Raw genomic sequence first — 26,769 nt, 5'->3', positions numbered from 1 at the left:
GTGGTTGGAGCACTGAGATGGCTCAGCTAGAGTTCCGTCATCTATCAGCCTGGCGCGTAGTCGCTGAGCAGTCATCAGGGAAGAGACCATGCAAATTCAGCATCTGGAAATCGCGAACTTCCGCAAGCTCCTGTCTGTACGAATCGACCTCGCGTCTGAGACTACCCTCCTCGTTGGAGCCAACAACAGTGGCAAATCCTCTGCCATGTTGGCCTTACGCAAGTTCCTATTGTCGAAAGCATCGGTTTTCAGACTGCAGGATCTGACTCTGAGCCATCTCGCCACAATCGATTCGATTGGAGAAGCTTGGGAGGGTGCAGATAGTAGCTTTCCAATCCCCGTGGCAAACGACTGGGCTGACTGGTTGCCAACGCTGGATGTATGGCTCGAAGCATCTCAGGGTGAGCTTCACCACATCCGCGACCTCATTCCTAACTTCACGTGGAAAGGCGGCCATGTAGGCATGCGGTTCCGCTTGGAACCGGATGAAATGACAACGCTGTTTGTTGATTACCGCAAAGAGCGGGAGCGTGTGAAGCTGCTTCAGCAAGAAATTCAGAAACAGGCCGCTCAAGGTACGGAACCACCGTCGCTTCCGCTCTGGCCGCAGAGCTTGCATGACTACCTGAATCGACGAATTGGTAGAACTTTCAAGATTCGATGGTACCGCCTTGATCCAGGCCAGCTCCAAGCCCCCGATCCGGTAACTCGTAAAGCGAACCAGCAAGCGCTCGCGGCCACTGCAACGCCACTTGAGCGCAACCCCCTTACTGACCTGATTCGAATCCATGAGATCAATGCTCAACGCGGCTTCGGTGATAGCGCTGACGAGGGCGTCTTGGAAGGAGGACATGGCTCGGGCAGGAAACTCTCGGAGCAACTACGAGCGTACTACAGCAGACACCTTGATCCAGGTGATAGCCCAGATGTTTCAGATTTGGAGGCACTCAGAGCAATCGAGGCCGCTCAAACTGCCTTTGACACACGCTTGAGCACGAGCTTCGCGCCAGCGCTACAGGAAGTGGCTGGCTTGGGATATCCGAATAACTCCGATCCGTCCATCCGAGTAGCCACTCGCCTCGCCCCTACGGACGGGATGAACCATGAAGCCGCTGTGCTGTTTGAACTGGACTCCGTCGGAGGAGCTCCTGGAGCGCCGCCTCTCAGGCTTCCCGAGACGTCCAACGGACTGGGATATCAAAATCTCATCTCGATGATATTCCGATTGATGGCGTTTCGAGATGAATGGCTGAAGAAGTACAGGAGTCCTGAAGAGCAAAGCGCAACAGGTGTTGAGCCTATCCACTTAGTTCTCATCGAGGAACCGGAGGCTCACCTGCACGTCCAGGTTCAGCAAGCATTCATAAAACACGCCTACCATGTACTGTGCAGCGACCCACTGTTAGAAAAGTACTCAAATCTCAGAACACAGCTAGTAGTCAGTTCACACTCCAGCCATGTGGCTCATGAGATTGACTACGAAAACCTAAGGTACTTCCGCAGACTCCCCTCTGGCATGGCCGGGGTACCAATTCCGGTCTCTACTGTGTCGAACCTTAGTACCGTCTTCGGCAAGCCAAATCAAACAAAGGAATTTGTTACCCGTTACCTTCGCGCCCAACATGCCGACCTATTTTTTGCGGATGCGGTGATTCTGGTCGAGGGAGCTGCTGAACGCATGATGCTTCCTCATTTTTTGAGGCAGCACTTCCGCTTTCTTGACCAGTGCTACATCACCATCCTGGACATCGGGGGAAGCCACGCGCATCGTCTCCGGCCACTGATTGATGCATTAGGCATTGTCACTCTGGTGATAACCGACTTGGACGCAGGAATCCTTCAGGTAGGCAAACCTGTCGAGCGGAAAAAAGGCCAATCCACTAACAACCCAACAGTGCGTCATTGGATGCGAGCAGCAGGCCTTGGTCATGATGTGGATTCACTACTGGATCTGCCCTTCGACAGTAAAGCTCAACAAATTGACGATCTGTTTTCGATCAGGATCGCTTATCAAACGCCCATTACCATCCGCCTACCCAAAACCGGGATGGACGTCGAAGCATTACCAAACACGTTTGAAGATAGCCTCGTGCTGAGCAACACCGAGCATTTTGCAGGCAAAGCGGGACGCGGGCTGACGCGATCCTTTGCGAAGGCGCTACGCGAAGCCGAGACATCCCTCGACCTTGGCACAGGGCTGTTCACCAAACTTAAGGATGGTGATAAGGCTGAGTTTGCCCTGCACGTTCTCGGCGACTCAAATTTTACCCAACTGACCGTCCCGACCTATATCCATGAAGGCCTGACGTGGCTGCAGTCCAAGCTCGAAAGAAAAAGCAAAGAGCTCTTGGTCATTCCATCAGCGATTGTCGAGGTGACGCCATGAGCACCCAGCCAGAAGTTTCGATGGATGATGTTCCTGATGCCGACCAGGTTATTCAGGACTGTCTGAATCTCGACCATCCGAAGAGTTTTTTCCTATACGCCGGTGCTGGCTCTGGAAAAACCCATTCGTTAGTCGAGGCCGTGAAAAATCTAAAGAACAGGGAGCGGCAACGACTGACATTTGAAGGACGTCAAATCGCGATCATCACCTATACCAATGCGGCGTCCGAAGAAATTTCCCGCCGTCTTGAACACGATCCTCTAGTGATTGTGTCAACCATCCACGCTTTCTCTTGGAGGATGATTCAGGGCTTCAATGACGACATTCGCGAGTGGCTTCGAGTAAAGCTGACCAAAGACATTGGAGAACTGGATGAACGGCTTGGGAAGGCCCAACGGCAGAACAAGACATTTCTAGCAAACCAAGCCTCGAGAGATAGCAAAGCTCGACGGCTCGATTCGCTGGGTGAGATAACGACATTCACTTACAGCCCTACTGGTGAAAACCGAGGTAGGCAGGCTCTGAATCACAGTGAAGTCATCCAAATGGCGGCTGAGTTTATTCAACAGACGCCACTGCTGAACGTTATGGCAGATCTGCACCCGGTACTTTTGATCGATGAGAGCCAAGATACCTACGGGCCACTCATGGACGCTTTTCTGCGAGCACAATCCCTCATCCCTGACCGGTTCTGTCTCGGGCTTCTCGGCGATACCATGCAGCGCATCTACACCGATGGGAAGGTGCGCTTGGAAGACGCGATCCCTCGAGACTGGGCCGTGCCCGAAAAACGTGTGAACCGTCGCTGCCCCACACGAGTCGTTGATCTTATCAACGTAATACGTGCGGGCGGAGACAGACACCAGCAAACGCCAAAGCCGGGCGCTATAGAGGGCACGGTTCGAATGTTTTGCACCCAGCAGGCACCAGGTCAAGGTTTCGAATTAGAGGAAGACATAGCCCAGCGCATGGCAGCCATCACCGGCGATGCTCAGTGGGCAGCTGGTAAGGATGGAAGGAAGACCCTCATCCTTGAACACAAGATGGCTGGACGTCGAATGGGGTTCGAGGGTGTGTTTACACCGCTGTCTAGGGTGGAGCACCTACGAACGGGGCTACTGGACGGAACACTGCCGATCTTGAAACTGTTTTTCGAAAGACTGGCCCCAATTCTTCAAGCTGCCAAGACGAACGACTTCAGTCTTATGGAAGCTGTGCGGCTACAGTCTCCACTTCTCGACCCTAAATCCATGAAGGAGGCACCTGACCAGTTAGCCTTGCTTAAGAAAGCGGGAGACGCTAGTGAATCGCTTTGTGAGCTGTTCAATGACAACGATCCCCTGATAGGAGACGTCGCTCACGTGCTGCATCAAACAGGCCTTCTAGATCTCCCTGACCGACTTGTAGCCGCTCTACGGCTGGGCGCTACGACTGATGACCCTCCCGAGACATCGGATCGTGATGCATTAGAAACCCATGCGTACCAGGTTCTACTTGGGCGTCCCTTCTCGGAAATGGCTGCGTTCGCTGGCTATACCGAGGGGCTATCTCCCTTCGACACGCACCAAGGTGTGAAGGGGCTGGAGTTCCCCAGAGTCATGGTCATCCTCAATGACGAAGAAGCAGGTGGCTTCCTTTTCAGTTACGACAAGCTCTTGGGCATCAAGCCAGCTTCTGACAGCGACATAAAAAATCAACGTGAGGGCAAAGATGATTCCTTGGCTCGCACTCGTCGCCTGCTGTATGTCACTTGCAGTCGGGCCGAAGAAAGTCTCGCAATTGTGGTTTACACCGCTCAACCTGAGATAGCTAAACAACGAGTGACCGAGGCTGGTTGGCTCAAGCCTGAAGAGATCGATCTTCTGTGAGCTGCCATAGTAGTGACTTCTCGAGGCAGATTGTTAAAGAGCCAGGTGCGCCCCGGATTCTCTAGACACCTTGCAAGCTCATTGCGTAACGCTTTTCAAACTCTACCGGTGACAGTTGATTGTTGAAACCATGCCGGCGTTTTGCGTTGTAGAACATCTCGATGTAATCAAACACATCACTGCGAGCATCTTCCCGCGTGGTGTAGATTTTCCGCTTGATCCGTTCCCGCTTTAGAAGCTGGAAAAAGCTCTCGGCCACGGCGTTGTCATGACAGTTGCAATGGATCACTCACATGAATCCTACGGACGATGCACATATTGCTCACCTGTGAACATAGAGAATTTCGTATAGGCGAGACCTGCAAGGCACGTAAATCAATGGCTTGCCTGCATAAGCCACCTACACACCTACACACCTACACACCTACACACCTACACACCTACACAGATTGGTGTCGGATCTGTCCTATAAGAGTTCGATTCCCTTCACCCGCTCCAATCGAATTCTGGTCTCACGTCGCGTGGTTTTGGCGGGGGATATGAAAAAACCGGCTCTTGGTGGCCGGTTTTTTTTCGTCCGCAGTTTGTTGGGCTCCGCCCTTAAAGCACAGTGCTTGCAGTAATACCGACCCAGGATGAGCGAAGAAAACTCGACCTGTTTAATTTTCGTAAACACATCCGGCGAAGACACGTTTAAATACATTCCACGTTACGCCCTAGAGGCTACGAGACCTTGCGTCCTTACTTACGCGTGCGTCAGAATCCGCCGGCTTGTGCGCTTTACCCCCGGCCTCTATCGTTTACCTGCCACTGCCCATCAGTGGTCGGGTTTAGTAGCCCGGATGGTGTTAGTAAGGTGCATGAGCACCATTCAGTCAGGTATTTCTATTCCTGCACTTGATGGTGGTTGTGCGCAGGGCGCCCCTGGGCGCGCCGGCATTGCTAATTCCACCGGTCTACTAACCTGCGCACAGCCGCCACCCTTCTTTTAGTAGAGAACGGTTGCGGCCCCAACTCTGGAATTAGACATATGTTCAAGGTTACCCCCAACCCCCCGGATATCGATTCGGTACTCTACGGCGACTCTCTCGACCCTGAAAAGTTGAAAGAGGCGGCAGACCGCGCACTCAAGCACTACCTGAACCCGGGGGCGCCGAAAACGCAGATACGGCCCCGCAAGCCCAGTACGATCTTCACCATCGACGCAGCGGTGGATGACGAAACGTTGCTCGTTGAGGCGTGCGAATCCTTGGCATCCGCCAGCGTGATGGTCAGCGACCTCACCGACTTGACGGACGGCCCACGACGCCAAACGATGCTGGTGTTGCAACGGGTCATCATGTTGGGTGAGTTAGCGGTCAATCGAGTACTGGATAACCACAAGCCTGGCTAATCGCCAGGGATTGTTGTGGGGGCACTTGCGCCCCCCAACAGTCATTCAGTCCAACAACGAAGCCTGTTTGAGCAATTCGAAAAGCCCTTCAGGAACTAGCGCAGACGTAGCGGTGAAGCTGGAACCCAGGCACCACGTGGCTTTGAACGAATCACCATTGGTTTCATGACCGTCTAACCAAGATCGCTCATAGACGTCTACATCATCAAACCTTGCATCGTAGACCTGGACTATTTCGTGTCCTGGCTTGCCTGCGTAGGTGAAAATGCTTTCCAAAGTGCCAATCAATCGAACATCACTGATCGAAAGAGCCAGTTCTTCTTGCACTTCACGGACGATGGCATCGATACCTCGTTCGCCGAACTCAATGCCGCCGCCAATAGGGCGAAAAAGGGTTCGCTGTTCAACGGAGTCATAGAATTGGTTAACCAGTATTTTTCCGTGATGATGAAAGATACAGAGCGCGAGGGCACGAATGCGTGGTTCTGACATGAGTAAAATTCCCTTTTGACTTGATGAGCTGACGGCACTGGATTCCCCCAACATGACGCATGAAATCCAGTAGCAGTGAGATCGCGACCCACAATACTCAATGTGCGAATAGACATTCTAAGCGGAGCCTGGCTGCCAATTATGAGGAAGCAGCTCGCCCATTTCACTTGTCCCCGTGTGTGAGCGCGAAATCAATCGCTGGCTCGAACTGGCCGACAAAGCCAGTGGCTGATCAGCGTCACAACACCCACCACCAGCCCCGCCAGCAACGCGCCACCCGCCGCAGGTTGCGCGCAGCAGGCACCTCAAAGCGTCGATAGGCTGGTGAGCGGTAGTATGACGGGCGGACGGTTTGCCGATTTCCCTCTGCTATATAGTTTGTCCTACGATGGCTGTCCGGCGCGAAAGGCCGTAATCGGCCATAGCGGACAGTCAGCAACATCAGTGTGATCAGTTCCCGACTTCTACGAGTGCTGCCAGCATGTGGACAGCCAGCTCGTTAGTCAGGACCGATTGCAATCTGGATATCTTCCCCACGTGCACACATACTCCCAGAGCAGCTTTCGCTCTAAGTGCTTGATGTAGGCGGTGGTGTAAGGTTGGCCCATGTCGACAGGACAGGCCAAAACCCAAAGGTGCTCAAGTGGCGTGGTTTCGAGAAGTGTCAACCTAAAAGTATTGCCTCCAGAATGTCCGGGGCGTTCGCTGAACGCTGACGTGTTGAATTGACGCAACCTGTCAGCCAGTGTCTGGCCTGTCGTCTCGCCAATGTAGATGATGAAATCGTTGTTTACCCGGTAGTTGTCAGGTTTCTTTTTACTGCGGGCGATGAAGTACACACCCGGCAGATTCTTTCCTTCGAGTTCTGTCCGCTCAGACCAAGGACGCCAATCACAAAACCCTACCTCGCCCACCATAATCTGGCCCTCCCCGAAAAACTGTCTTTTTTAACATCATCGGCACATCAAAGGGAGATTTGCTTTTCCGCGTAAATGGCCGCTTTTGGCCGTTTTCCGCCTTTCGCCACCGGCAGCAATGGGTCGATATCTGCCGCTTGCGTGCGCACAGTCCGCACATCAAGATCCCTAGCAACTCAGAAGCTTCGTACCCAATCAGGGAGGACTGACCGCAATGGAGATTCAACGAGTTACGCACATGCCGTCACAAATTTCTGCCCTTGAGAAAGAGGCTGTGGCAGAAGGTTTCAGGTTTATCACCCGGCTGACTTCGGAATGGCATTCAGGCACCAATTGCTTCGATGCGCCAGGCGAATGCCTAATGGCAGCGTATCTAGACCGGCAACTGGTGGGCGTTGGAGGTCTGTCTGTTGATCCGTTCACGCATACCCGCACAGGAAGGCTGCGGCGTGTTTATGTGACTCCTGCGTCACGGGGGCAACAGATTGGCAGGCGACTGGTTAGCGCCTTGCTTGCCCACGCCGCTTTGCACTTTGAAAGTGTGCGTCTTTACACCGACACTTCTGAGGGAAGCACTTTTTACCTGCGCTGCGGCTTCACACGAACTCAAGACGCTCATGCGACTCACATCGTGCAGCTAAGAAGCCTCTGACTCTGGCAGCTATCGGCCTTTTGCGGCCTGTTGCAAAAGTGGGCTACCGATCTATAGCTGCATCCTTTCGTTATCAGAACCAGGTCGAAGGCTCACACCGACAAGCTAAAGTTTTTCGTATATCACCTCGAATTCTTCACCCAATTCCTGTTGGATGGATTTCAGTAATTTAGCGGCAGCCTCGTCAAATCTTGCGTAATCGTCTGCACTCCAAGGGCCGGGATCAGGTGGATAATCCCAGTTCAGCGAGGTGTCATGCCACTGTGAAAGCTCGTTAAGCATTGCCTGGACTTCGTTACTGAGTGGTAGCCTCTCTTCAATAGGCCCTACAGAAAATTTATCCCGGGCAATATTGTTTCCACACCAAAGGCAACCGCCGCCCCATTCGAACATTAAGCGAACACGATAGCGTTCTGCCCCCATCATTGGGCTCCATTTTTTTGTGGGTACATGGTGCGCACAATAGGCTGGCAAAGATATCCACGCTAGGCCAGCAACTGGACGCAGGGTTTCTTCAATTTCCGTCAATCGACATTCCGACTTCTGCAACGCCCTCCCACACTGAAATACCTTGCAACCCTTGCCTGATTGAGAAATCCCACGCGCTTTTCTAAATTTTTTCCCACAACGCCGGGCCCCTCTGACAGCGAATCGCTGCCATGTCGGAGTTGCAGTTTGTACAACTTCGACACTGAGAGGAGGGGCTTATGACTGCCCTGGAACCGTTCTTTTTTGCCGAGTTTCTCGGCACCGCCACTTGGTTGTGGCTCGTTTTTATCAGCATCGTTATCAGCCTGTTGGTCTTCGACCTCGGGGTGCTACACCGCGAGCATCGAGAAATCGGCGTGCGTGAAAGCCTGCTGCTGTCTGCTGGCTATATCACGGCCAGCTTGCTGTTTGGGCTCTGGGTCTGGCAGGTCAAGGGCGGTGATGCCGGGATGGATTTCTACACAGGCTTTCTGATCGAGAAATCGTTGTCGATGGACAACGTATTTCTTATGGCGATGATCTTCAGCTTTCTCTCAATCCCGCGTAAGTATCAGCACGAGGTGCTGTTCTGGGGCATTCTCGGTGTGATAGTGCTGCGCGCGATCATGATTGGCCTAGGTGCGGCGCTGATCGCCGAGTTCAGCTGGATTCTCTATGTGTTCGGCATCTTCCTGCTGTTGACCGGGGCCAAGATGCTGTTCAGCAAGATCGATGACCATCCGGACCTTAGTGAAAACCTGCTGGTGAAGTTCCTGCGCAAGCACATGCGGGTGACTGATCGCTTGCATGAAGGGCGCTTCTTCGTCCGCCAGGCGGATGCCAGTGGGAAGTCCGTGCTCTGGGCGACGCCGTTGTTCCTGGCCCTGGTGCTGATTGAATGTGCCGACTTGGTGTTCGCTGTGGACAGCGTGCCGGCGATCTTTGCCATTACCCAGGATCCCTTCATCGTCTACACCTCTAACATCTTCGCCATCCTTGGCCTGCGTGCGTTGTATTTCGCTCTGGCGGCGATGATTCACCGCTTCGCCTATCTCAAGTACGCCCTGGCGCTTGTGCTGGTGTTTATCGGCGGCAAGATCTTCCTGGTCGGCATCATCGGCAAGATTGCGCCGGTGATTTCCCTGAGCGTGACCCTGGCTTTGCTGCTGGGCGGTGTGCTGCTATCGCTTTGGAAAACCCGCGACCAGGCCTCTGCTCGCTCGCAGGTTTAGATCCAAACAGGCGGCGGCCGCTACACGAAAACAATATTTTCGCCTGCCATCGGGGGCCATAGGCCGATGTCGTTGAATGGGTGAGGGGCAGCCGAAAGTGAGCCGCCCCTCGTCACTTAAACGCGATGTACTGTTGTGTAGGCGCGTTGGTGAATAGTCCGCCCCCCTTCGATGCGTTCTCGAATGCAGACGCGAATTGGTAGAGTCCGATATCGTTCATCTGCACCACCTTGCTTTCATTCGCCGATCCGTGGAGCGAGTGAAAGACAATGCCTCGAACGGGAATCCCCCCTGGGTTGATTAATGCGTTGAGGATTTTTACAGGTAAATCCGTCTTCGTTTCAGGCCCTATGTACGATGCGTTTTTGCTTGCCATATTGATAAGGCACCAGAACAACCATTTGGGTGACATTTGCTGGCCGGTGCTGGGATGACCCAGTGTCGCGTTGACGCTTCCTTTCGCTTCAACAATCAGGTACTCAATTACGTTGCCTGTGCGCATGTCGCGTTTGACCCAAATCTGGTCTATTCCATTGGGGCGCATCCCGTTTGCGGACTTCCCCATTTTCATCTGGTAGTCCGTGCCATACGCGGTGATCAGGAGTTTGCTTGCTGCATATTCCCCGCGGGCCGACGTTATAGACTGCGGGGTCTTCAGATCTCCACGAAGGTTCGTGTAGTGGGTGCTCAAGCGATTTCCAGATTTGACATCGTTTCTTTTGAACCGGTCCCAGCCGAGGCTGTGATCCTCCCCCCGAAGCCAGGTGTTCACCGCTTCCCTGGTCGTGGCGTCGAGCCTGGAAACGGCGTCGTAGTGATCCCACGCTTCTTTTGCCTGCCGACGCACGATCCCTTGCTGCCGTATATCCTCGAATGCCAGCAACATCTGCGCACGATGCGTCCGAATCCACTGCACATGCTGATTAGTTGAGTCGAACAGCGGATGACTATGGGCGCTACCTTGGGTATGACGCGCATCCCGCCTCAGTGCCTGTGAGATTTCAAGTTGGCCCTGCATGTCGAGTAGAACGAGTTGGTCGGCGCTGGAATTGCTCGGAAGGACGGTGTGACGGTTCACAATCTGGCTGATCAGGCTACTCTCGGGTGGATCCAGCAACTTTCGTATGCCTATCGTTCCGAGGGCTGTGTAAGGGTATTGCTGGCTCGATAAAAGCGTCAGGTTATTCGTGGTCAGATCCAGCGTAGGTTGGTCGCCCAGATAAAGATCTACTTTCAGACCGCCAGGCCGCCCCGCTTCCAGGTTGTTCAAGATGCGTTGATTCAGCTGGTCGTTGGTGTCGGTATAACTTGTCAGCTGGTTCATATCAGGCGCCGTCCGTTGGCAAGGGTAAAGGCCGGATACAGGGCCGCAGTGAACGGTCGTTTACGGTCACTATCACTACGCGGGGCTTGATAGCAGCATAGAACACTGTGTCTGGAGTGTGAGTCTGAATTCAAAACCGGTGTAACGGGCGCTCAGGGGCATTCAGTGGGAATACGCGGATGCCTGCAAGAAGCCGCCTGCGCAAGCGGCATGACGCGAAATGGGCCGGCTGCACATCGCCAACATGCGCAGGGGGCTGGATCCTATTGTTTACAAGGTTCCGGTCAGTCGAAAAACCATCACCGTGCTCAATCAGAACCTTCAGTACCGTAGCGCCAGACTGAAGGCTATCCGCTCGGCCCTTAAAGGCCGTGAGTCACTACGCCAAAAGGTACTGTGATGGATGATAATCAGAGTCAAGGCTCACCAGTCCAGATGGTGAAGGTGAGATGCAATGCCCCACTCGCGTCAGCCCTCCGCTAACAAGCAGAAAATGGGTTGACGCACGTGGCAATTCTCACTAGATTCATCCCCATCGAAGCGACTGACCAGATGAGATTGAGCGCTTCCCAGCGACGAAAGTCGTAACCGCGCAAGGCGGTTCGTAAGTGGTGTCTGGATCTGCTTTACCGAATCCGAAAAAAGACGCCTGCGGCGTCTTTTTTCGTTTCTGTCTCTAACGCTTGGTCGATGTCGGCTGCCGCATGTGGATCTTACCGCACAGCAATATAAAGCCCATCCTGCCCAGTAATCGAGGCGGTTTGTCGGTTTGATGATAAGCGCTTTCAACGACAAGGTTCAGGTCCTGAGGCTTATTCTTGGCAGCCCGACGTATCTCAAAAAACACGTGATAAGGTCCGTTCGGGTCTACGATCGTCATTGAGTACGCCCAATTGCGAAAATATCAACCGCCCCCCGGCAAATGCCCCAACGGCAGGGCCCCGGGAGTCTTCACCGTATGAATCGCAAAATTACTCCGGATGTCACTCACCCCCGGCAACTTCAGTAGCCGCCCAGTGAGAAAACGGTCGTAGGCCCGCAAGTCCGGCACCACCACTTGCAACAGAAAGTCCGATTCGCCTGAGACCAGAAACGCTGAAATCACCTCCGGCAACGCCGTGACCGCTTGGCGAAACGCTTCGGCCTGTTCGTCGTTGTGCCGTTCAACCTTGACGCCGACAAAGATCGTCAACCCAAGTCCTACTTCATCACGGTCGAGGATGGCTTGGTAACCGCGAATGACGCCGGCTTCTTCCAGCATCCGCACGCGGCGCAGGCATGGCGACGCGGACAGGCCGATTTCCTCCGCCAGTTGCACGTTGCTCAAGCGGCCGTCGCGTTGCAGCGCGGCGAGGATTTTGCGATCGAAGGCGTCCAGTTTCATGAATTGGTAGTTCCCGATTGAACTTCACGATTACTTGGCAGGTTATGCCAATTCCATAAGCTTTAGAAGCTGACTTCGCAACCACCTGCCCTGCCCGTCAGCCCTAGACTGGCCCTACCGAAATCGTCGATATGCAGGGGGATGGTGTGGCAGAGCTCTGGTTGTTTTTGATGGCGTTGATGGTGGTGTATCTGTTGCCCGGCCCGGACATGATCCTGCTGCTGCAAACCGGCGCTCGTCAGGGTAAAGGTGCGGCGCTGGCGACTGCGGTAGGCCTGGGGATCGCTCGGGGGTGTCATGTCGCGCTGGCAGCGTTGGGGCTTTCGGCGTTGTTCAAGACCGCGCCCTGGACCTTTGACGTGGTGCGCCTGGCCGGTGCCGCTTATTTGTTATGGATTGGTTTTCAATGCCTGCGAACTTCGCTGTTGCCAAGCTTTGAAGGGGCCGGCGTTGAGGCAGGAAGACGGCAGTGGCACCCGGCGATTCGGCGCGGGTTGTTGACCAACCTGCTCAATCCCAAGGCGCTGCTGTTTTGCTCGGTGCTTTTGCCACAGTTCATCGACCCACAGGGCGGGCCAGTGCTTGGGCAATTTGCAACCCTCGGCGTGGTGTTGGTCAGCGTCGGCTTATTGTTTGATAGCGCCTATGCGCTGGTGGGCGTGGCGCTCGGTCGCTGGCTCCAGCGTTCTCCTTCGGCCCAGCGCCTGCAGCAGTGGCTATTTGGGAGTCTTTTGATTGGGTTTGCTGTGCGACTGAGCTTTGTGCAGCAGTCGTAGTGCTTTTGGACAGGCTGATTGGAGGAGAACGAAGCAATTGGAGTCGAAAATCCGGGGCGGCTTCACACCCAGCGGGAGTAAGCACTCTCGCCATGGTCGCACTTCGTTGTCCTTCACATTCTGAAATAACACCAACTCGCCTCCCCGCCGCCCTTCTCCACGCGACTTCTAGACTGGGTTGCAATGACTGCGCTGGCTTACCGACCCACTTTTGGTAGTTATAGTGTTGATCATCAAAACCAAGTAGGTATAGTAACCACCAAGCACACCACACGGAGGTGATGTGAATAGCCGATTTTTGATAAGCCAAATTGTTGCGGACGGTTGGTATCTGGTGCGGGTTCGGGGCAGTCATCATCACTTCAAACACCCGACCAAACCGGGGCTGGTCACGGTCCCTCATCCGAAGAAGGACCTGCTCAAAAAAACCGCCATCAGCATTTTGCAACAGGCCCTGCTACAAACGGCCAGTTGCCCTGCCCTCCCGGAGAACGATTGACATGCTTTACCCGATTGCAATTTCCATGGGCGATGAGAAGCACGCCTGGGGTGTTGAAGTACCGGATATTCCGGGTTGTTTTTCTGCTGGCGATGACCTGGACGATGCCATGGCGATGGCCCGCGAGGCGATTGAAGGGCACTTCGAGATTCTGGCTGAGGACGGCTCGCCGATTCCATCGGCCAATACAGTCACCTTGCATGCGGCCAATGCGAAATACGCAGGTTGCACCTGGGCGCTGGTGGATATTGATGTGACCAAATATCTGGGCAAGGCGCAGAAGCTCAACATCACCTTGCCTGGCTATCTGCTGAACCGTATTGACGAATACGTGCTGCACCATCCTGAAGAAAAAAGCCGTTCCGGGTTTCTGGCCTCGGCGGCGCTGAAGGTGTTGCAGCAAGGACGTTGAAAACCAACCTGCCCCAGACCCTAACCCCTTGTGGGAGCGAGCCTGCTCGCGATGGCGCCATGTCAGCCAAGAACAATCCTGCTGATCTGCCCATCGCGAGCAGGCTCGCTCCCACAGGTTCTTTGCAATAAGCCGGTTATTTTTTCTCCGAACCGGACTCCTGCATCTGCACCGACGACTTGGTGCCATCGGTGTTGTCCTTGGTCTCGTTGTCAGAGTTGTCGAAGCAGCCCTGCAGGGCGAACAGGCAACAGGTGAGGAAAAAGGTGCGCGTGAGATTCATGGTGTACTCCGATTGAGGGCTTTAAGCAGTGACCTCTGAATACGGTGAATGGTTGCGATGACCTTGCAGCTCGCTGAACTTCAGGCTGCGCGGCAAATGTAAGTAGAATTTTCATCGCTTCATTGCTGTCACACCAGACAGGTAAGTCCCAGAAGGAAACGCAGCAATGAACTTCGCAAAAATCGCACAAAAACTGGCCCTGTGGGCAGGCAGTCCCAAGACGTTTTTGGGGGCGCTGGTGTTGTTGGTGCTCTGGGCAGTCAGCGGGCCGTTTTTCCAGTTCAACGATACCTGGCAACTGATCATCAACACCTCGACCACGATCATCACATTCCTGATGGTGTTCCTGATTCAGAACACACAGAACCGCGATACCGACATCTTGCATCTGAAGGTCGACGAACTGATCAGGGCGAACAAAAATGCGCACGATGCAATGCTCGGGCTGGAGTCGCTGGACCTCAAGCAGTTGGAAGCGATGAGAAGACACTACCAAGCCATGGGCGAGAAGGAGGCCAAGAACCTCGGCGCCGAGCAAGGCCTGGAGCCAAAAAACAAGATCGATCTGAATCAGTGCTGAGACTGGCGCGCGAGCAGCCTTCGCCACTCGCGCGGCCAAGCGTGAAGTCAGGGCAGCGGATTACCGCCCGTCACGCCAAACACTTCCCCGGTGATGTAGCTCGACTCCTGTGACGCCAGCAGCACATAGAGCGGTGCACACTCGGCCGGTTGGCCTGGGCGCTTCATCGGAACTTGAGAACCAAAGGTGGGGATTTTCTCCTGGGGTTGTCCGCCGCTGGGTTGCAGCACGGTCCAGATCGGCCCCGGCGCCACGGCATTGACCCGTATACCCTTGCTGATCACCTGCCCCGCCAGCGCCTTGGTGAATGCGACGATGGCCGCTTTGGTGGTGGCGTAGTCCAGTAGGGTGGCAGACGGATCATAGGATTGGATCGACGCGGTATTGATAACCGTCGCCCCCGCCGGCATCAACGGCACCGCGGCCTTGCAGATCCAGAACATCGCATAGATGTTGGTTTTCATGGTGTCATCGAATTGCGCGGTGGTGATATCGGCAATGTCTTTCTGTGCTTCCTGTTTACCCGCAACATTCACCAGGATATCCAGGCCACCCAGTTGCTCATGGGCGCTTTTCACCAGTTGGACGCAGAATTGCTCATCCTTCAGATCGCCCGGGATTGCAATCGCCTTGCGACCCTCGGCCTCGATCAGCTCGATGACTTGCCGTGCATCCCGCTCTTCGCTGGGCAGATAGTTGATCGCTACATCAGCGCCTTCCCGGGCGTAGGCAATGGCGGCGGCGCGACCGATGCCCGAGTCGCCACCGGTCACCAAGGCCTTACGCCCTTCGAGGCGCCCGAAACCCTGGTAACTTTTTTCACCGTGATCGGGCTTGGGCACCATGTCCTGATCGATACCCGGTGCCGACTGCGGCTGGTCGGGGAAAGGGGGACGGGGATATTGGGTCAAAGGGTTCTGCATCGCGTATTGGTTGGGTTCTCGGCGTGTGGACATCGAGCTTCTCCTTTTCGGCGGGCAAGGTGAGCCGGGACGCAAGCGCCCTGGCCCTGAATGTTAAACGTGCGGCGAATCAGCGACTGGCCTGGAGCGCCCGGGCCATTTCGAGGTGGGTCTGCAACTTAGGCAGGGTTTCGTCGGCGAACGCCTTGATTTCCGGCACTTCCGTGGTCTTGGCCTGTTCCTGGATCTGCGCAATGGCTTCCTCGGTAGCCTTGACCTGGCTGGCGGCATAGGCAGCCTCGAACGACTCGCCTTCCGGCACTTGCGGCATTAGCGTCTTGGCCTTGTCTGCCACTTCTTCCCGTGGCGCGACAGGCAGGTCGAGTTTCTTCGCAATCTTGGCCAGATGCTGGTTGGCGGTGGTGCGGTCGTTGATCACCATGATGGTGTAATCCTTGACTTCCCTGGACTCGGCCTTGCCGTGGGCCATGCGGCTGGCCTCGATGTCGGCCATGCCTTTGGCCGAAGCATCGTTGATAAACTCGGCAGGCGATTGTGCCCAGGCACTGTTAACCCCCAGGCCCATCAGCACGACGAGACTGGTGCTGCGTAAAAAGGTGGCCATCCGGCTCATGGTCACGCCCTCCTCTAAAAAGTTGCGGCAGATTTCTCGCCGCTGAATCAGAACCACCTGTAACGATGTGGACAAACGTCTGTTCCGAATACGGCCGATACCGGCTTCAACGGGTAACTCTCGACGACGATGAAGTGGGTGGTTCTCCCACATGTGCGACCCGATCCAGACGCCTTCGTTCGATCCAGGGCAATGTTTCCGGCGAGCGGGCCCCACCTGATATTCGAAAGGGCCGCGAACTGAAAGGTTTGAAAAATCGTTGGGCGCCACGACGAACGGTGGCCCGTGGTCAAATATCGAACGCCTTGTGATTCTGGCGTTTAGCGGCGTACATCGCCTCATCGGCGTGGCGGAACAGTGCGACATCTTCCAGGCCATGCTCGGGGAAACAGGCCACCCCGATGCTCGGCTCGATACTCAGGCAATGCCCGTCCAGGCGCAGCGGCTGGGTCAGTGCATGACGGATCTTTTCCTGCACATGGTGGGCATCTTCCAAGGCCTGGACACTATGGAGCAGCACAACGAACTCATCGCCGCCAATACGCGCCACGGTATCGGTGTCGCGCACACAGCCCTGGAGCCGGCTGGCCACTGCCTGCAACAACATGTCGCCCACCGCGTGGCCGTAGGTATCGTTGATCTGCTTGAAGCGATCCAGGTCGATATACAGCAGCGCCATGCGCCCAGACGCCGTCCGGGCGGTGGCCAGTGCGGCCTTGAAGCGTTCGCGCAGCAATTCGCGGTTTGGCACCTGGGTCAACTGATCGTACTGAGCCATGCGCTGCAACCGGGCGTGCAATTGCTGGCGCTCGATGGCGATGGTGAGCTGCGCACAGACGTATTGCAGCAACTCCTTGTCTTGCTCGGTGTAGCGCTGATTGTCTTGCGTGCTCTTGACGATCAACGCACCGATCGTGCCGTTTTGCGAGATCAGCGGTACACCCAGCCAGCAGGGAGCGTTCGGTTGCGCCACAAGGTCGCAGAACCCCGATGGCAACTGACTGCAACCGGGGGTCAGCAAGATCGGTTGGCCGCTGCGAATCACTTCGGCGCACAGGCGCTTGGTGACCGAGCTCGGCCCATCGGGCTGTCGTTCCAGGTCATCGACGTGATAGGCAAAGTTCAACTGCTCGCACTGCTCGTCATACAGCGCCACCGAAAAATTCAGCGCCGGCAGCCACTCGCCAATGATCAGGTGGATGCGCTTGAACAACGCCAGCAGGTCCGCAGCCGCATGGGCGGCCTCGGAAATCGCATACAACGCCGCCTGCCGAGACTCGGCCTGCTTGCGTTCGGTGATATCCCGGGCCACGGCGATCCGCAACTGGTCCGCCGGCGACCAGCGCGCCGACCACAGGATATGCACCACCCGACCGTCCTTGTGCAGGTAGCGGTTCTCGAAATTGAGCTTGGGTTCGCCGTCCATGATCTCCCGCGCCGCATCAAGAGTCCGCTGGCGGTCGGCAGGATGCACCAGGTCGATCATCGGCTGGCCGATCAGCTCCTGCGGGGTGTAACCGAAAATGCGTTCACAAGCGGCGCTGACAAACACGAAACGCCCCTGGCCGTCGACGGCACACACGGCGTCCAGCAAAAGATCCATGTAACTGGCCAGCGGCGCACGATTGCGAGTGTCCATGGGGCTGGTGGTCTTCCGATAATGCATCGTTGAAAAAAGCCTTGCCTGCGCAGCCGGCACGTCAGCCCTGCGCCTTGCTGGCCAACAACCGATTCGCGCCAACAATACCCATGAGGATAGCGTAGGCCAACGGGCCGCCCAAAAAACTGATTGTTATCAGCAATGGCAATATCGACCCATGCAGCAGCTCGGCACGGCTGCACAGGCGAGGCGAAGAATCAGGGAGCCGTAAAAAACTCCATGGAGGCGTAAGGCGCCTGTCGACAGGCCTGCAGGCGGGACGTCAGATCTCCCACATGGATTTCGAGTTTGTGCCCGTCCGGGTCGAGAAAGTAAAACGAGTCCCCTTCGCTGCGGTTGTCGCGCCACGTCACCACCTGGGCCGCATTGAGCCGCGCCACCAGCACCGGGAAGTCCTCGGCACGGATACTGAATGCGTAATGGGTGTAGTCCGCCGCAGCCCCCTTTTTGCGCAACGGGTCAACAGACAGGCACAGCCATAGTCCGGGCAGCGACAAATAGGCCCCTTTGTCCCATCTGGCCTCAAGACGAAGCTGCAATAGCTCGCTATAAAAAACCACACTGGGGTCCAGCTCGGTGACGGCAAGTGTCAGATGATTGAAGCCTGAGAGCATCGACAAGCAACCTTTGGAAAAGAAACGGATGGGTCAAGTGCAGCAGGCTCAAGGGTGAAAGCATCGCGTTGCCCAGCTCCGACAGCGTAAATGGATTCCCCGCCCAGCCCCTTAGGCAAGATCCTACACAGAAGTCTCCGGTAACACTCAAACACGCCGGAAACGGCCGATTCAAAGCCCTGCATAACGATCTGTAAAGTCTGGAAACACACAGATATCGAAACCACCCACGGACAGCACCACTCAACCAAGGAATGTAAGCGCACCATGAACCAGACTGCACAGCCAACCCATCGCTACACCAACTACCGTAAGGTCATTTCCCTGGCGGACCAGGACTGGCAGAGCGCCGAAGTAGGAAAAATCTCAGGGCTGAATGTCGAGGTCAAGACACCCAATGTCCTGGTCGACCAGTACGGCAGAACCTTTCACCACTTCTGTACCACGTCCTATCTGGGCCTGGATCACCATCCGGCGTTGCTGGACGGGGCCATGACGGCCCTATGGGAAACCGGGACCTTGCGCGTAGCCAACTCGAAAAACCGCTGCAAACTGGCGATCCTGGACCGATACGAAACCCAATTGTCGGAGTTGTTTGGCGCCAGTTGTCTCAGCGCCCTGTCATGCAGCGCAGCGAGCGCCGGGATCCTGCCGTTGCTGGCCAGCGTGCTCACCGACAATCGGCCGCCGGTCATGGTGTTTGACAAACATGCCCATTACTCGATGAACCACGTCAAGGCTGCCTGCGCCGATGAAACCCAAGTCATCACCGGGCCCCACAACGACATGGACTTTCTCGAGGACGTGTGCAAACGACAGCGCAACGTGGCGTATGTGGCCGATGGGGCCTACAGCATGGGCCGGGGTGACGGATATGGACAGCCTGTTGTACCTCAAACAGCGCTATGGCCTGTTTCTCTATCTGGATGACTCCCACGCGCTGTCCGCCGTAGGGCAATGCGGAGCGGGCCTGGTCCGGTCACGCTTGCACGCCGTGGACGAGCGCACGCTGATTGTCGCCTCGCTGGCCAAATCATTCGGGGCCAGTGGCGGCCTGGCGATGTTTGGCAGTGAACGGCAAAAAACACTGGTGCAGCGCTACGGCGGGCCGAGCAATTGGTCCCAGAGCCTGAACGCGGCGGCCATTGGCGCCGGCATTGCCTCGATCCGCCTGCATCGCAGTCGAGAATTCAGCGCCTTGCAGGAGCGTTTGCAGGCTAATATCCGCCTCTTCGACAGCCTCATCCGCACCGAGCAGCTCGGCAATGCCATGGCGATCCGCCTGGTGACATGCGGTGAAGCAACCCTGGCCAACAGCCTGGCGGTCGAACTGGCCGACCTGGGGTATTTCACTTCAGCGGTCTTTTTCCCCGTAGTGCCGCAAAACAAGGCCGCAATCCGCATCACCCTGCGCGCCGACATGGAGACGAACGTGATTCGCTCGTTCTGCGAACGGATCACCGATCTGCTGCTGGCACACGGGCGTGACATCCGTCCTTGAACGAGCGCCTTGATGAAGAACCGTACGACCCTGATCATCACCTGCACCACTGTCTTCCTGGCACAACTGGGCATGAGCATCTACTTGCCGGCCCTGCCCGACATTGCTCGGGATCTGGGGGCCGATGCGTCCCGGGTTTCCTGGGGCTTGTCGGTTTACCTGATCGGCATGGCGCTGCCAATGTTGCTGTGGGGCAGCGTGAGCCAGCGTCTGGGACGCAAACCGGTGTTGCTGGCGGCATTGGGGTTGTACGGCCTGAGTAACCTGGCGTTACCGCTGGGTACGACAGTCGAGGCGTTCCTGACGCTCAGGTTGATTCAGGGCATCGGCGCCAGCGGTATCTCGGTGATGGCCAGGGTATTGATCCGTGACAGTTTCAGCGGCGATCTGCTGGCCAAGGCCCTGTCATGGATCTCGATAGCCTTCGTGATTGCCCTTGGCATTGGCCAGTATCTGGGCTCCTTGATCCAGGTTGCCTTCGGCTGGGAAGCGATCTTCTACGGGTTGGGTGCGGTCAGCCTGGCCATGGCGGTGGCAGTGTCCCGGGTCGGTTTCCCAGTGCTGACAGAAAGCAGCCACGGGCAATCAGCGTGGCGCGTCTACGGCAGAATTCTCCGATACCGAGGTTTTTTACTGCCGGCATTGGCTGGTGGCCTGGGTTACGGCGTGATCGTCGCGTTCAACACCGCCGCGCCACTGATCCTGCAGGAAAGCTTTCATTGGTCAGCGATTGAGTACGGCCTGCTGGGCTGGCCGATCAGTGCGGCGTACCTGTTCGGCGCGCTGGCGGTAAACGCCTTTGTGCTGCGCACCGGTCAGCGACGGCTGATGAGCTGGGGCATTGCGCTGGTGCTGGGTGGCAGCGCAACCATGCTGCTGGGGAGCGTCGCGCTGAGCAGTGTTGCGCTGCTGTTCTGGTTGCCGTACTGCTTCGCGGTGTTCGGCCAATCGTTGAATTACCCCATCAGCCTGTCCCTGGCCAACGAGGGTTCACCGGTGGCCGGTGCTTATGCCATGGCGTTAAGCGGTTTCCTGCATCAACTGATGGCATCGGCGATCGGCGCCATGGCCAGCCTGTTGTTGAGTCAACAGGCCTGGCCGCTAGCGGCATTGTGCACGCTGCTGGCAGTGGCAGCGATGCTGTGCGTGCGGTTCATGCCGCCACGGGTCGCCTAAAAGGCGCTGCGGAAAATCTCCTCGATCTGCCGTTGATCCCCTGCCCGTGGATTGGTCAGGCCACAAGCATCTTTCAATGCGTTGGTGGCCAGTACCGGCACGTCGTTGAGACGTACGCCCAACTCACGCAGGCCGGCCGGAATATCCACATCCCGGGCCAGGCTGCGGATCGCCTCAATGGCCACCCGCGCGCCCTCCTCCGGGCTGAGTCCGCGCGTATCGGCGCCCATGGCATGGGCCACGTCGGTCAGCCGAGCGGCACATACCGAGGCGTTGAAACTCTGCACATGGGGCAACAGCACGGCATTACACACGCCATGGGGCAAGTCATAAAAACCGCCCAGTTGATGGGCCATCGCATGCACAAAACCCAGCGAAGCATTATTGAACGCCATCCCCGCGAGAAACTGCGCGTAGGCCATGTTCTCCCGCGCCGTCAGATCGTTGCCGTCGCGCACGGCCTGACGCAGATTGTTGCTGATCAACGTGACTGCTTTCAGCGCGCAGGCATCGGTGATCGGATTGGCGGCAGTGGATACGTAAGCTTCGATCGCATGGGTCAACGCATCCATGCCGGTGGCGGCCGTCAGCCCCTTGGGCATCGCCACCATCAACGCCGGATCGTTGACCGACATGAGCGGCGTCACGTTGCGGTCGACAATCGCCATTTTCACGTGGCGGGTCTCGTCGGTGATGATGCAAAAACGGGTCATCTCGCTGGCAGTACCTGCCGTGGTGTTGATGGCGATCAGCGGCAACTGCGGTTTACTCGAGCGATCAACGCCCTCGTAGTCACGAATTTCCCCGCCGTTGGTGGCACACAAGGCGATGCCCTTGGCGCAATCGTGGGGCGAGCCACCACCCAGCGACACCACGAAATCGCATTGGCTCTCCTTCAGCAACCCCAGCCCGCGCTCGACATTGGCGATGCTGGGATTGGGCTTGGCACCGTCGAAAATCACCGAATCGATGTCCTGCTGCGCCAGCAGGTCGGCCACCTTGCTGGCGACGCCGGCCTTGGCCAACCCTGTGTCAGTGACGATCAGGGCCTTGCGAAAGCCGTAGTTACGGATGGCGGTCATGGCCTCGTCGAGGCAACCCAGCCCCATGACGTTCACGGCGGGAATGAAAAAGGTGCTGCTCATGGGAGATGCTCCTGGAAGAGGCCGGAATTGGCAGGGCTACCAGAATGACCGACTGGTCACAGCGCATCTTGATCTGGCTCAAGACTGGGTCGTGATAAAGTCGCGCCCTGCCTTAACCACGTTTTGAGATAACTTTCGCAATGACCGACTTCCAGCAATACGACGCCCAGCTCGAAGACTGGGATGCCTTGCGCGCCAGCACCGCTTTCAGCGGCTTGCTGCTGGGTAACGGCGCCAGCCGCGCCGTTTGGGACGATTTCGGCTACGACTCGCTGTTCGAAAACGCTCGCACAGTCGAAGAAAAACCCTTGAGCCCGTCGGAAATGAGTGTGTTCGACGCGATGCAGACACGCAGTTTCGAACAGGTACTCGGCGCGCTGAAAACCACCAGCCGGGTCAACAAGGCTCTGGCCGTCAGTTCCGCTGCACCGCGCAACCGCTACTACGCAATAAAGGAAGCACTGATCAACACCGTGCACGCGGTGCATATCCCGTGGCGACTGGTCGAACCCTCGACCCTGGCGACGCTTAATCAGGAGCTGGGCCGCTATCGCACGGTGTTCACCACCAACTACGATCTGCTCAACTACTGGGCGATCCAGCATGCGCCCGAGACTGTCACCGACCTGTTCCTGGGCAACGATCACAGCTTTGATCTGAGCCAGGCAGACACGGACAAACCACGTCTGCTGTACCTGCACGGTGGCCTGCACCTGGTACGCAACCAGGACGGCACGGCACGCAAGCTGACCGCCACCGAAGGCACGCTGTTGGGCAGTTTCGCCATCAACAATACGATCAAGACCCTTGACGACGTGCCGCTGTTCGTCAATGAAGGCCCGAGCCAGGACAAGCTCAAGACCATTCGCAGCTCTGATTACCTATCGTTCTGCTACGACCAGTTGCTGCACCACGGCGACAACCTGTGCCTGTTCGGCCATGCCTTGGGCGAACAGGACAGTCACATCGTCCATGCCCTGCGCCAGGCCGCGCCGAAAACCGTGGCAATCTCGATCTACCCCCGCAGCCAGGCGTTCATTCAGCACCAGAAGCGCCATTACGCCAAGGTGTTCCAGGGGTTGGCGGTTGAACTACGGTTCTTCGATGCCAAGACGCATCCGCTGGGCAACCCGAAACTGTCGGTGCCGGTGGAGGTTTAGAGCCAGGGCAGGCATGGCCCCGTAGCTTGTGGGGAAGGGATTTATCGGTGGGAGCAAAGCTTGCTCCCACATTGGCCCTCGGCTTTTGGCGTCCTGTCAAAGCGCCGCCAGCGTCTTGTCCTTGATCACCGTCGTCGGTCCGTTGGCCATGACGCTGGCAATGCCCTTGTCCCGGGCGGCGTCAGAGGAATAGCTTTCGCTGCTGCCGATCACTTCGTGATTGCCAGCCTTGAGGTTGAAGTAAGGATGGCCGTCCTTGGTGCTCTTGAGTTCATAACGTTCAGCCAGTGGGCTGTTCTTCTGCACCGAAGCGATGCCACCGTCGGCACCGCTGCGGGTCGTGTACAGCTCGCTGGTCAAAATCGTTTCGGCGTTCGCCGCCTTGAGCACAAACTTAAACTGGCCGTTGCTGCTTTTGCTGACTTCGTACCATCCGGACATGTTCTTTCTCCTGGGCGGTTGAGGCATCCCCAAGAGTAAAGACCCGCTGCGCTTGTTCTGCCAGTGCCTTACAAGGTGATGGCCGTGCCCAGCAGCGTCAGGAACCCCGCCAGCCAGTTCGGATGTGCCGGCCAGGCGGGCGCGGTCGCCAGATTGCCTTGAACGTGGCCTTCGGTGACCGCGCACTCGATAAAGGTCCCTCCCGCCAGACGCACCTCCGGGGCACAGGCGGGATAGGCGCTGCATTCGCGCCCTTCCAGGATACCCGCCGCTGCCAGCAATTGCGCACCGTGGCATACCGCTGCAATCGGCTTGCCCGCCTGGTCAAATTCACGCACCAGTTGCAGGACTTTCTCATTCAGGCGCAGATATTCCGGCGCACGTCCGCCCGGCACCAGCAACGCATCGTAATCAGCGGCCTCGACACCGAGGAAATCATGATTCAGTGCGAACAGATGCCCCGGTTTTTCGCTGTAGGTCTGGTCGCCCTCGAAGTCGTGGATCGCCGTGCGCACGGTCTGCCCGGCGCTTTTGTCCGGGCACACGGCATGAACGGTGTGGCCGATCATCTGCAAGGCCTGGAATGGCACCATGACTTCATAGTCTTCGACGTAATCGCCGACCAGCATGAGGATTTTCTTTGCGGCCATGGGGTGGACTCCTTGAAAAATGCGTAGGGGGTGAACGCATTAAAGGTAGACCGGTACGTCGGTAGATGAGGGATAAGCGGCGATTACCTGACGGGCTGCACATCGCTGGATGCTGAATGCAACGTGTGGGAGCGAGCCTGCTCGCGATTCAGGCGACGCGGTTTTTCAGGTGCACCGCGTCATCGTTCAATCGCGAGCAGGCTCGCTCCCACAGGGTAATGTGTCAGTCACTCAGGCGAGGTAACCGTCAGCCCGCAGCAGGGTTTCGAGGCAGTGCTCGGTGATGTGGTAGAACGCCTTGAGTTCCTGGATCTTCGCCAGCAGCTCTGCCGGGTCCACCGGTTCGGCGCGTTTGACCGCCAGGATCATCTTGTTCTTGTTGGTGTGGTCCAGGGAAATGAACTCGAACACCTTGGTTTCGTAGCCGCACGCCTCCAGAAACAGCGCCCGCAGACTGTCAGTGACCATTTCTGCCTGCTGGCCCAGGTGCAGCCCATATTGCAGCATCGGCTTGAGCAACGCCGGACTCTGGATTTGCAAGCGGATCTGCTTGTGGCAGCACGGCGAGCACATGATGATCGAAGCGCCCGAGCGAATGCCCATGTGGATCGCGTAATCGGTGGCGACATCACAGGCATGCAAGGCAATCATCACATCCACCGCGGCCGGCGCCACGCTGCGCACATCGCCGTGCTGGAAGCTCAGGCCCGGGTGCTCCAGCCGCGCGGCAGCTTCGTTGCACAGCTTGACCATGTCCTCTCGCAGTTCGACGCCGGTCACGATCCCTTCAGCCTGCAAGGTGTTACGCAGGTAGTCATGGATGGCGAACGTCAGATAACCCTTGCCCGAGCCAAAGTCCGACACCCGCACCGGCTGATCCAGGGCCAGCGGCGAAGATGTCAGCGCATGGCTGAAGACTTCGATGAACTTGTTGATCTGCTTCCACTTGCGCGACATCGCCGGGATCAGCTCGTGCTTATGGTTGGTCACGCCCAAATCCGCCAGGAACGGGCGGTTCAGGTCGAGGAAGCGGTTTTTCTCGCGATTGTGCTCGGCCGATGGCACTTCTCGCAGCTGCTGGGGCTTGCTCTTGAACAGCGAGCTTTTGCCCTTTTTGCTGTATTCCAGCTGCGCTTCGTCGGTGACAGCCAGCAGGTGCGCGTTCTTGAACGACATCGGCAACAACGCGGCGATGGTCGCCACGCCTTCGGCCAGCGGGAAATTCTTGGTGATGTCGCGGGTTTTGTAGCGGTAAACGAAGGACAGGCATGGCTGATCCTTGACCGTCAACTGCTTGATGATCAGCCGTTGCAGGTCCGCTTCGTCACCGACGTACTTGGCCAGCACCAGTTTGATGAAGGCGTTCTGCTCAAGGCTGCTTTGCAGCAGCTCGATGAACTGGGCGTGGTGATCCGGCGCAGGACGGGCGGGGGTAGCGGTGACAGACATGGAAAAAGCGGCCTCGGGGCGGGCGGATCGGGAATGGCGGTTATTTTAGGGGGGATGGGCAGTGAGGGCACGGAAAAGTTCGTGTGGCGAGCAGTATCCCCTGTGGGGGCAAAGCTTTGCTCCCACAGGCTTGTGCTGGCAGAAATTTTTTCAGCCCAGCACCACCAGCCGATTCGGCAATTCATTGCGCGCGTGAGTCACGGGTACATGCTCCTTGAGCAATTCGCCGCAGGCCTCGATGCAGGTGACAAAACCCTGCAACGTCTGTCCTTGGCGGACCTGCTGGGTGAAGGTGGCGACAATGGCCTCCCAGCGCGTGTTGTCGAGACGCTTGGAAATGCCTTCGTCCACCAGGATTTCCACATACCGCTCGGCCTCGCAAACGAAAATCAACATTCCTGTGCCGCCGACGGTGTGGTGCAGGTTCTGCTCGAGAAACTGCCGGCGCGCCAGATTGGAGGCGCGCCAGTGGCGCACGGAACGGGGGATCAGGTGAGTGGTGATTGCAGGAATGCGAAACACCAGGCACAGCACGATAAACAGGACCCACTGCACCAGCAGCAGACTGTGCATGTTCAGCCAGCCCGTGAGGTAATGCACCATGCCGGGCACCACCAAGGCCAGCAGGCTGGCCCACAGCAGCGGGATGTAGGCGTAGTCGTCGGCGCGGGCAGCAAGCACGGTGACCAGCTCGGCATCGGTATCGCGCTCCACCCGGGCGATGGCCTCGGCGACCTTGCGTTGTTCGTGTTCAGTCAGTAATGCCATGGT

General features: G+C 56.9%; 26 protein-coding genes and 4 pseudogenes. 12 read left to right on the top strand and 18 right to left on the bottom strand.

Annotated features, from left to right (window positions below):
* Positions 1-88 precede the first annotated feature (88 nt).
* Together PSH91_RS06915 and PSH91_RS06910 are read left to right on the top strand one after the other, a co-directional pair.
* On the top strand, positions 89-2,386 hold the full coding sequence (locus tag PSH91_RS06915) for an AAA family ATPase (RefSeq protein ID WP_160891810.1): 2,298 nt from the start codon (positions 89-91) through the stop codon (positions 2,384-2,386).
* Positions 2,383-4,254 carry a UvrD-helicase domain-containing protein gene (locus PSH91_RS06910; RefSeq protein WP_160891808.1) on the top strand — a complete coding sequence of 624 codons (1,872 nt, stop codon included), beginning with the start codon at positions 2,383-2,385 and terminating at the stop codon, positions 4,252-4,254. Before PSH91_RS06915 ends, PSH91_RS06910 begins: the two co-directional genes overlap by 4 nt.
* A 61-nt stretch (positions 4,255-4,315) precedes the next feature.
* Here the strand turns inward: PSH91_RS06910 and PSH91_RS06905 are convergent.
* Positions 4,316-4,531: pseudogene (locus PSH91_RS06905) on the bottom strand (IS3 family transposase); the annotation flags it as partial.
* 753 nt (positions 4,532-5,284) lie between these two features.
* Here PSH91_RS06905 and PSH91_RS06900 point away from each other — a divergent pair.
* Complete coding sequence (locus PSH91_RS06900) at positions 5,285-5,647, top strand: DUF6124 family protein (protein WP_173407270.1); 363 nt, start codon at positions 5,285-5,287, stop codon at positions 5,645-5,647.
* Between the two features lie 45 nt (positions 5,648-5,692).
* Here PSH91_RS06900 and PSH91_RS06895 read toward each other — a convergent pair whose 3' ends face one another.
* Positions 5,693-6,139, bottom strand: a complete 447-nt coding sequence (locus PSH91_RS06895; RefSeq protein WP_160891804.1) for an NUDIX hydrolase — start codon at positions 6,137-6,139, stop codon at positions 5,693-5,695.
* 503 nt (positions 6,140-6,642) lie between these two features.
* The gene (locus PSH91_RS06890; protein ID WP_305467674.1) at positions 6,643-7,056 is read right to left on the bottom strand and encodes a hypothetical protein; all 414 of its coding nucleotides are present in this window, start codon (positions 7,054-7,056) and stop codon (positions 6,643-6,645) included.
* A gap of 238 nt (positions 7,057-7,294) precedes the next feature.
* Between PSH91_RS06890 and PSH91_RS06885 the strand changes: the two genes are divergently transcribed.
* Positions 7,295-7,708, top strand: a complete 414-nt coding sequence (locus PSH91_RS06885) for a GNAT family N-acetyltransferase (protein ID WP_370695176.1) — start codon at positions 7,295-7,297, stop codon at positions 7,706-7,708.
* A gap of 105 nt (positions 7,709-7,813) precedes the next feature.
* Here the strand turns inward: PSH91_RS06885 and PSH91_RS06880 are convergent, their stop codons facing one another.
* Positions 7,814-8,236, bottom strand: coding sequence for a hypothetical protein (locus PSH91_RS06880; RefSeq protein WP_218575616.1), 423 nt, complete (start codon positions 8,234-8,236; stop codon positions 7,814-7,816).
* A gap of 179 nt (positions 8,237-8,415) precedes the next feature.
* On the opposite strand from PSH91_RS06880, the gene PSH91_RS06875 reads away from it, so the two are divergent.
* Positions 8,416-9,408 (top strand): TerC family protein, encoded by a 993-nt coding sequence (locus tag PSH91_RS06875; protein WP_139050932.1) that lies wholly within the window; start codon positions 8,416-8,418, stop codon positions 9,406-9,408.
* A 112-nt stretch (positions 9,409-9,520) separates the two neighbouring features.
* Here the strand turns inward: PSH91_RS06875 and PSH91_RS06870 are convergent, their stop codons facing one another.
* The 3 genes and pseudogenes from PSH91_RS06870 to PSH91_RS06860 form a co-directional block, all read right to left on the bottom strand.
* The gene (locus PSH91_RS06870; RefSeq protein ID WP_047228000.1) at positions 9,521-10,732 is read right to left on the bottom strand and encodes a hypothetical protein; all 1,212 of its coding nucleotides are present in this window, start codon (positions 10,730-10,732) and stop codon (positions 9,521-9,523) included.
* Between the two features lie 676 nt (positions 10,733-11,408).
* Positions 11,409-11,630: pseudogene (locus PSH91_RS06865) on the bottom strand (hypothetical protein); the annotation flags it as partial.
* A 6-nt stretch (positions 11,631-11,636) separates the two neighbouring features.
* Positions 11,637-12,116: an Lrp/AsnC family transcriptional regulator gene (locus tag PSH91_RS06860; RefSeq protein WP_047228001.1), complete on the bottom strand. Its 480-nt coding sequence runs from the start codon at positions 12,114-12,116 to the stop codon at positions 11,637-11,639.
* A 146-nt stretch (positions 12,117-12,262) separates the two neighbouring features.
* On the opposite strand from PSH91_RS06860, the gene PSH91_RS06855 reads away from it, so the two are divergent.
* From PSH91_RS06855 to PSH91_RS06845, 3 genes are all read left to right on the top strand, one after another.
* Entirely contained in the window at positions 12,263-12,892 is a 630-nt protein-coding gene (locus tag PSH91_RS06855; protein WP_305467670.1) for a LysE family translocator, read from the top strand.
* Between the two features lie 283 nt (positions 12,893-13,175).
* Positions 13,176-13,391 carry a type II toxin-antitoxin system HicA family toxin gene (locus PSH91_RS06850; protein ID WP_305467669.1) on the top strand — a complete coding sequence of 72 codons (216 nt, stop codon included), beginning with the start codon at positions 13,176-13,178 and terminating at the stop codon, positions 13,389-13,391.
* 1 nt (position 13,392) lies between these two features.
* Positions 13,393-13,803 carry a type II toxin-antitoxin system HicB family antitoxin gene (locus tag PSH91_RS06845; protein WP_047228002.1) on the top strand — a complete coding sequence of 137 codons (411 nt, stop codon included), beginning with the start codon at positions 13,393-13,395 and terminating at the stop codon, positions 13,801-13,803.
* A gap of 136 nt (positions 13,804-13,939) precedes the next feature.
* On the opposite strand, the gene PSH91_RS06840 is transcribed toward PSH91_RS06845, so the two are convergent.
* Positions 13,940-14,086, bottom strand: coding sequence for a hypothetical protein (locus tag PSH91_RS06840; RefSeq protein WP_171061408.1), 147 nt, complete (start codon positions 14,084-14,086; stop codon positions 13,940-13,942).
* A 166-nt stretch (positions 14,087-14,252) separates the two neighbouring features.
* On the opposite strand from PSH91_RS06840, the gene PSH91_RS06835 reads away from it, so the two are divergent.
* The gene (locus PSH91_RS06835) at positions 14,253-14,666 is read left to right on the top strand and encodes a low affinity iron permease family protein (protein WP_047228003.1); all 414 of its coding nucleotides are present in this window, start codon (positions 14,253-14,255) and stop codon (positions 14,664-14,666) included.
* Between the two features lie 47 nt (positions 14,667-14,713).
* Here the strand turns inward: PSH91_RS06835 and PSH91_RS06830 are convergent, their stop codons facing one another.
* From PSH91_RS06830 to PSH91_RS06810, 5 genes and pseudogenes are all read right to left on the bottom strand, one after another.
* Complete coding sequence (locus PSH91_RS06830; RefSeq protein ID WP_160891798.1) at positions 14,714-15,622, bottom strand: SDR family oxidoreductase; 909 nt, start codon at positions 15,620-15,622, stop codon at positions 14,714-14,716.
* A 76-nt stretch (positions 15,623-15,698) separates the two neighbouring features.
* The gene (locus PSH91_RS06825; protein WP_047228005.1) at positions 15,699-16,202 is read right to left on the bottom strand and encodes a DUF4142 domain-containing protein; all 504 of its coding nucleotides are present in this window, start codon (positions 16,200-16,202) and stop codon (positions 15,699-15,701) included.
* A gap of 289 nt (positions 16,203-16,491) precedes the next feature.
* Entirely contained in the window at positions 16,492-17,841 is a 1,350-nt protein-coding gene (locus PSH91_RS06820; protein ID WP_139050936.1) for a diguanylate cyclase domain-containing protein, read from the bottom strand.
* Between the two features lie 85 nt (positions 17,842-17,926).
* A pseudogene (locus PSH91_RS06815) lies at positions 17,927-18,046 on the bottom strand (LysE family translocator); the annotation flags it as partial.
* Positions 18,047-18,059: 13 nt separating this feature from the next.
* Positions 18,060-18,476: a VOC family protein gene (locus PSH91_RS06810; protein WP_047228006.1), complete on the bottom strand. Its 417-nt coding sequence runs from the start codon at positions 18,474-18,476 to the stop codon at positions 18,060-18,062.
* 267 nt (positions 18,477-18,743) lie between these two features.
* On the opposite strand from PSH91_RS06810, the pseudogene PSH91_RS06805 reads away from it, so the two are divergent.
* Both PSH91_RS06805 and PSH91_RS06800 read left to right on the top strand, forming a co-directional pair.
* Positions 18,744-19,977 (top strand): annotated as a pseudogene (locus PSH91_RS06805) (aminotransferase class I/II-fold pyridoxal phosphate-dependent enzyme).
* 12 nt (positions 19,978-19,989) lie between these two features.
* A complete protein-coding gene (locus tag PSH91_RS06800; protein WP_076386001.1) occupies positions 19,990-21,153 on the top strand; it encodes an MFS transporter in 1,164 nt (387 codons plus the stop codon).
* On the opposite strand, the gene yiaY is transcribed toward PSH91_RS06800, so the two are convergent.
* Positions 21,150-22,298 carry an L-threonine dehydrogenase gene (gene yiaY / locus PSH91_RS06795; RefSeq protein ID WP_047228009.1) on the bottom strand — a complete coding sequence of 383 codons (1,149 nt, stop codon included), beginning with the start codon at positions 22,296-22,298 and terminating at the stop codon, positions 21,150-21,152. The two genes, PSH91_RS06800 and yiaY, sit on opposite strands and share 4 nt — an antisense overlap.
* Positions 22,299-22,438: 140 nt before the next feature.
* On the opposite strand from yiaY, the gene PSH91_RS06790 reads away from it, so the two are divergent.
* The gene (locus PSH91_RS06790; protein WP_047228010.1) at positions 22,439-23,458 is read left to right on the top strand and encodes a DUF4917 family protein; all 1,020 of its coding nucleotides are present in this window, start codon (positions 22,439-22,441) and stop codon (positions 23,456-23,458) included.
* A gap of 96 nt (positions 23,459-23,554) precedes the next feature.
* Here PSH91_RS06790 and PSH91_RS06785 read toward each other — a convergent pair whose 3' ends face one another.
* The 4 genes from PSH91_RS06785 to PSH91_RS06770 form a co-directional block, all read right to left on the bottom strand.
* Positions 23,555-23,899 carry a YegP family protein gene (locus PSH91_RS06785; protein WP_047228011.1) on the bottom strand — a complete coding sequence of 115 codons (345 nt, stop codon included), beginning with the start codon at positions 23,897-23,899 and terminating at the stop codon, positions 23,555-23,557.
* 68 nt (positions 23,900-23,967) lie between these two features.
* Positions 23,968-24,549, bottom strand: coding sequence for a DJ-1/PfpI family protein (locus PSH91_RS06780; RefSeq protein ID WP_305467667.1), 582 nt, complete (start codon positions 24,547-24,549; stop codon positions 23,968-23,970).
* 231 nt (positions 24,550-24,780) lie between these two features.
* Positions 24,781-25,998, bottom strand: coding sequence for an SAM-dependent methyltransferase (locus tag PSH91_RS06775; protein WP_305467665.1), 1,218 nt, complete (start codon positions 25,996-25,998; stop codon positions 24,781-24,783).
* 150 nt (positions 25,999-26,148) lie between these two features.
* Complete coding sequence (locus PSH91_RS06770) at positions 26,149-26,766, bottom strand: TPM domain-containing protein (protein WP_047228014.1); 618 nt, start codon at positions 26,764-26,766, stop codon at positions 26,149-26,151.
* Between the last annotated feature and the right edge of the window lie 3 nt (positions 26,767-26,769).

It is taken from the genome of Pseudomonas sp. FP1154 (assembly GCF_030687245.1).
GTDB lineage: Bacteria > Pseudomonadota > Gammaproteobacteria > Pseudomonadales > Pseudomonadaceae > Aquipseudomonas > Aquipseudomonas rhizophila.
The sequence above is the reverse complement of the archived record's forward strand: the minus strand, read 5'-3'. Positions and strand labels throughout refer to the sequence as shown.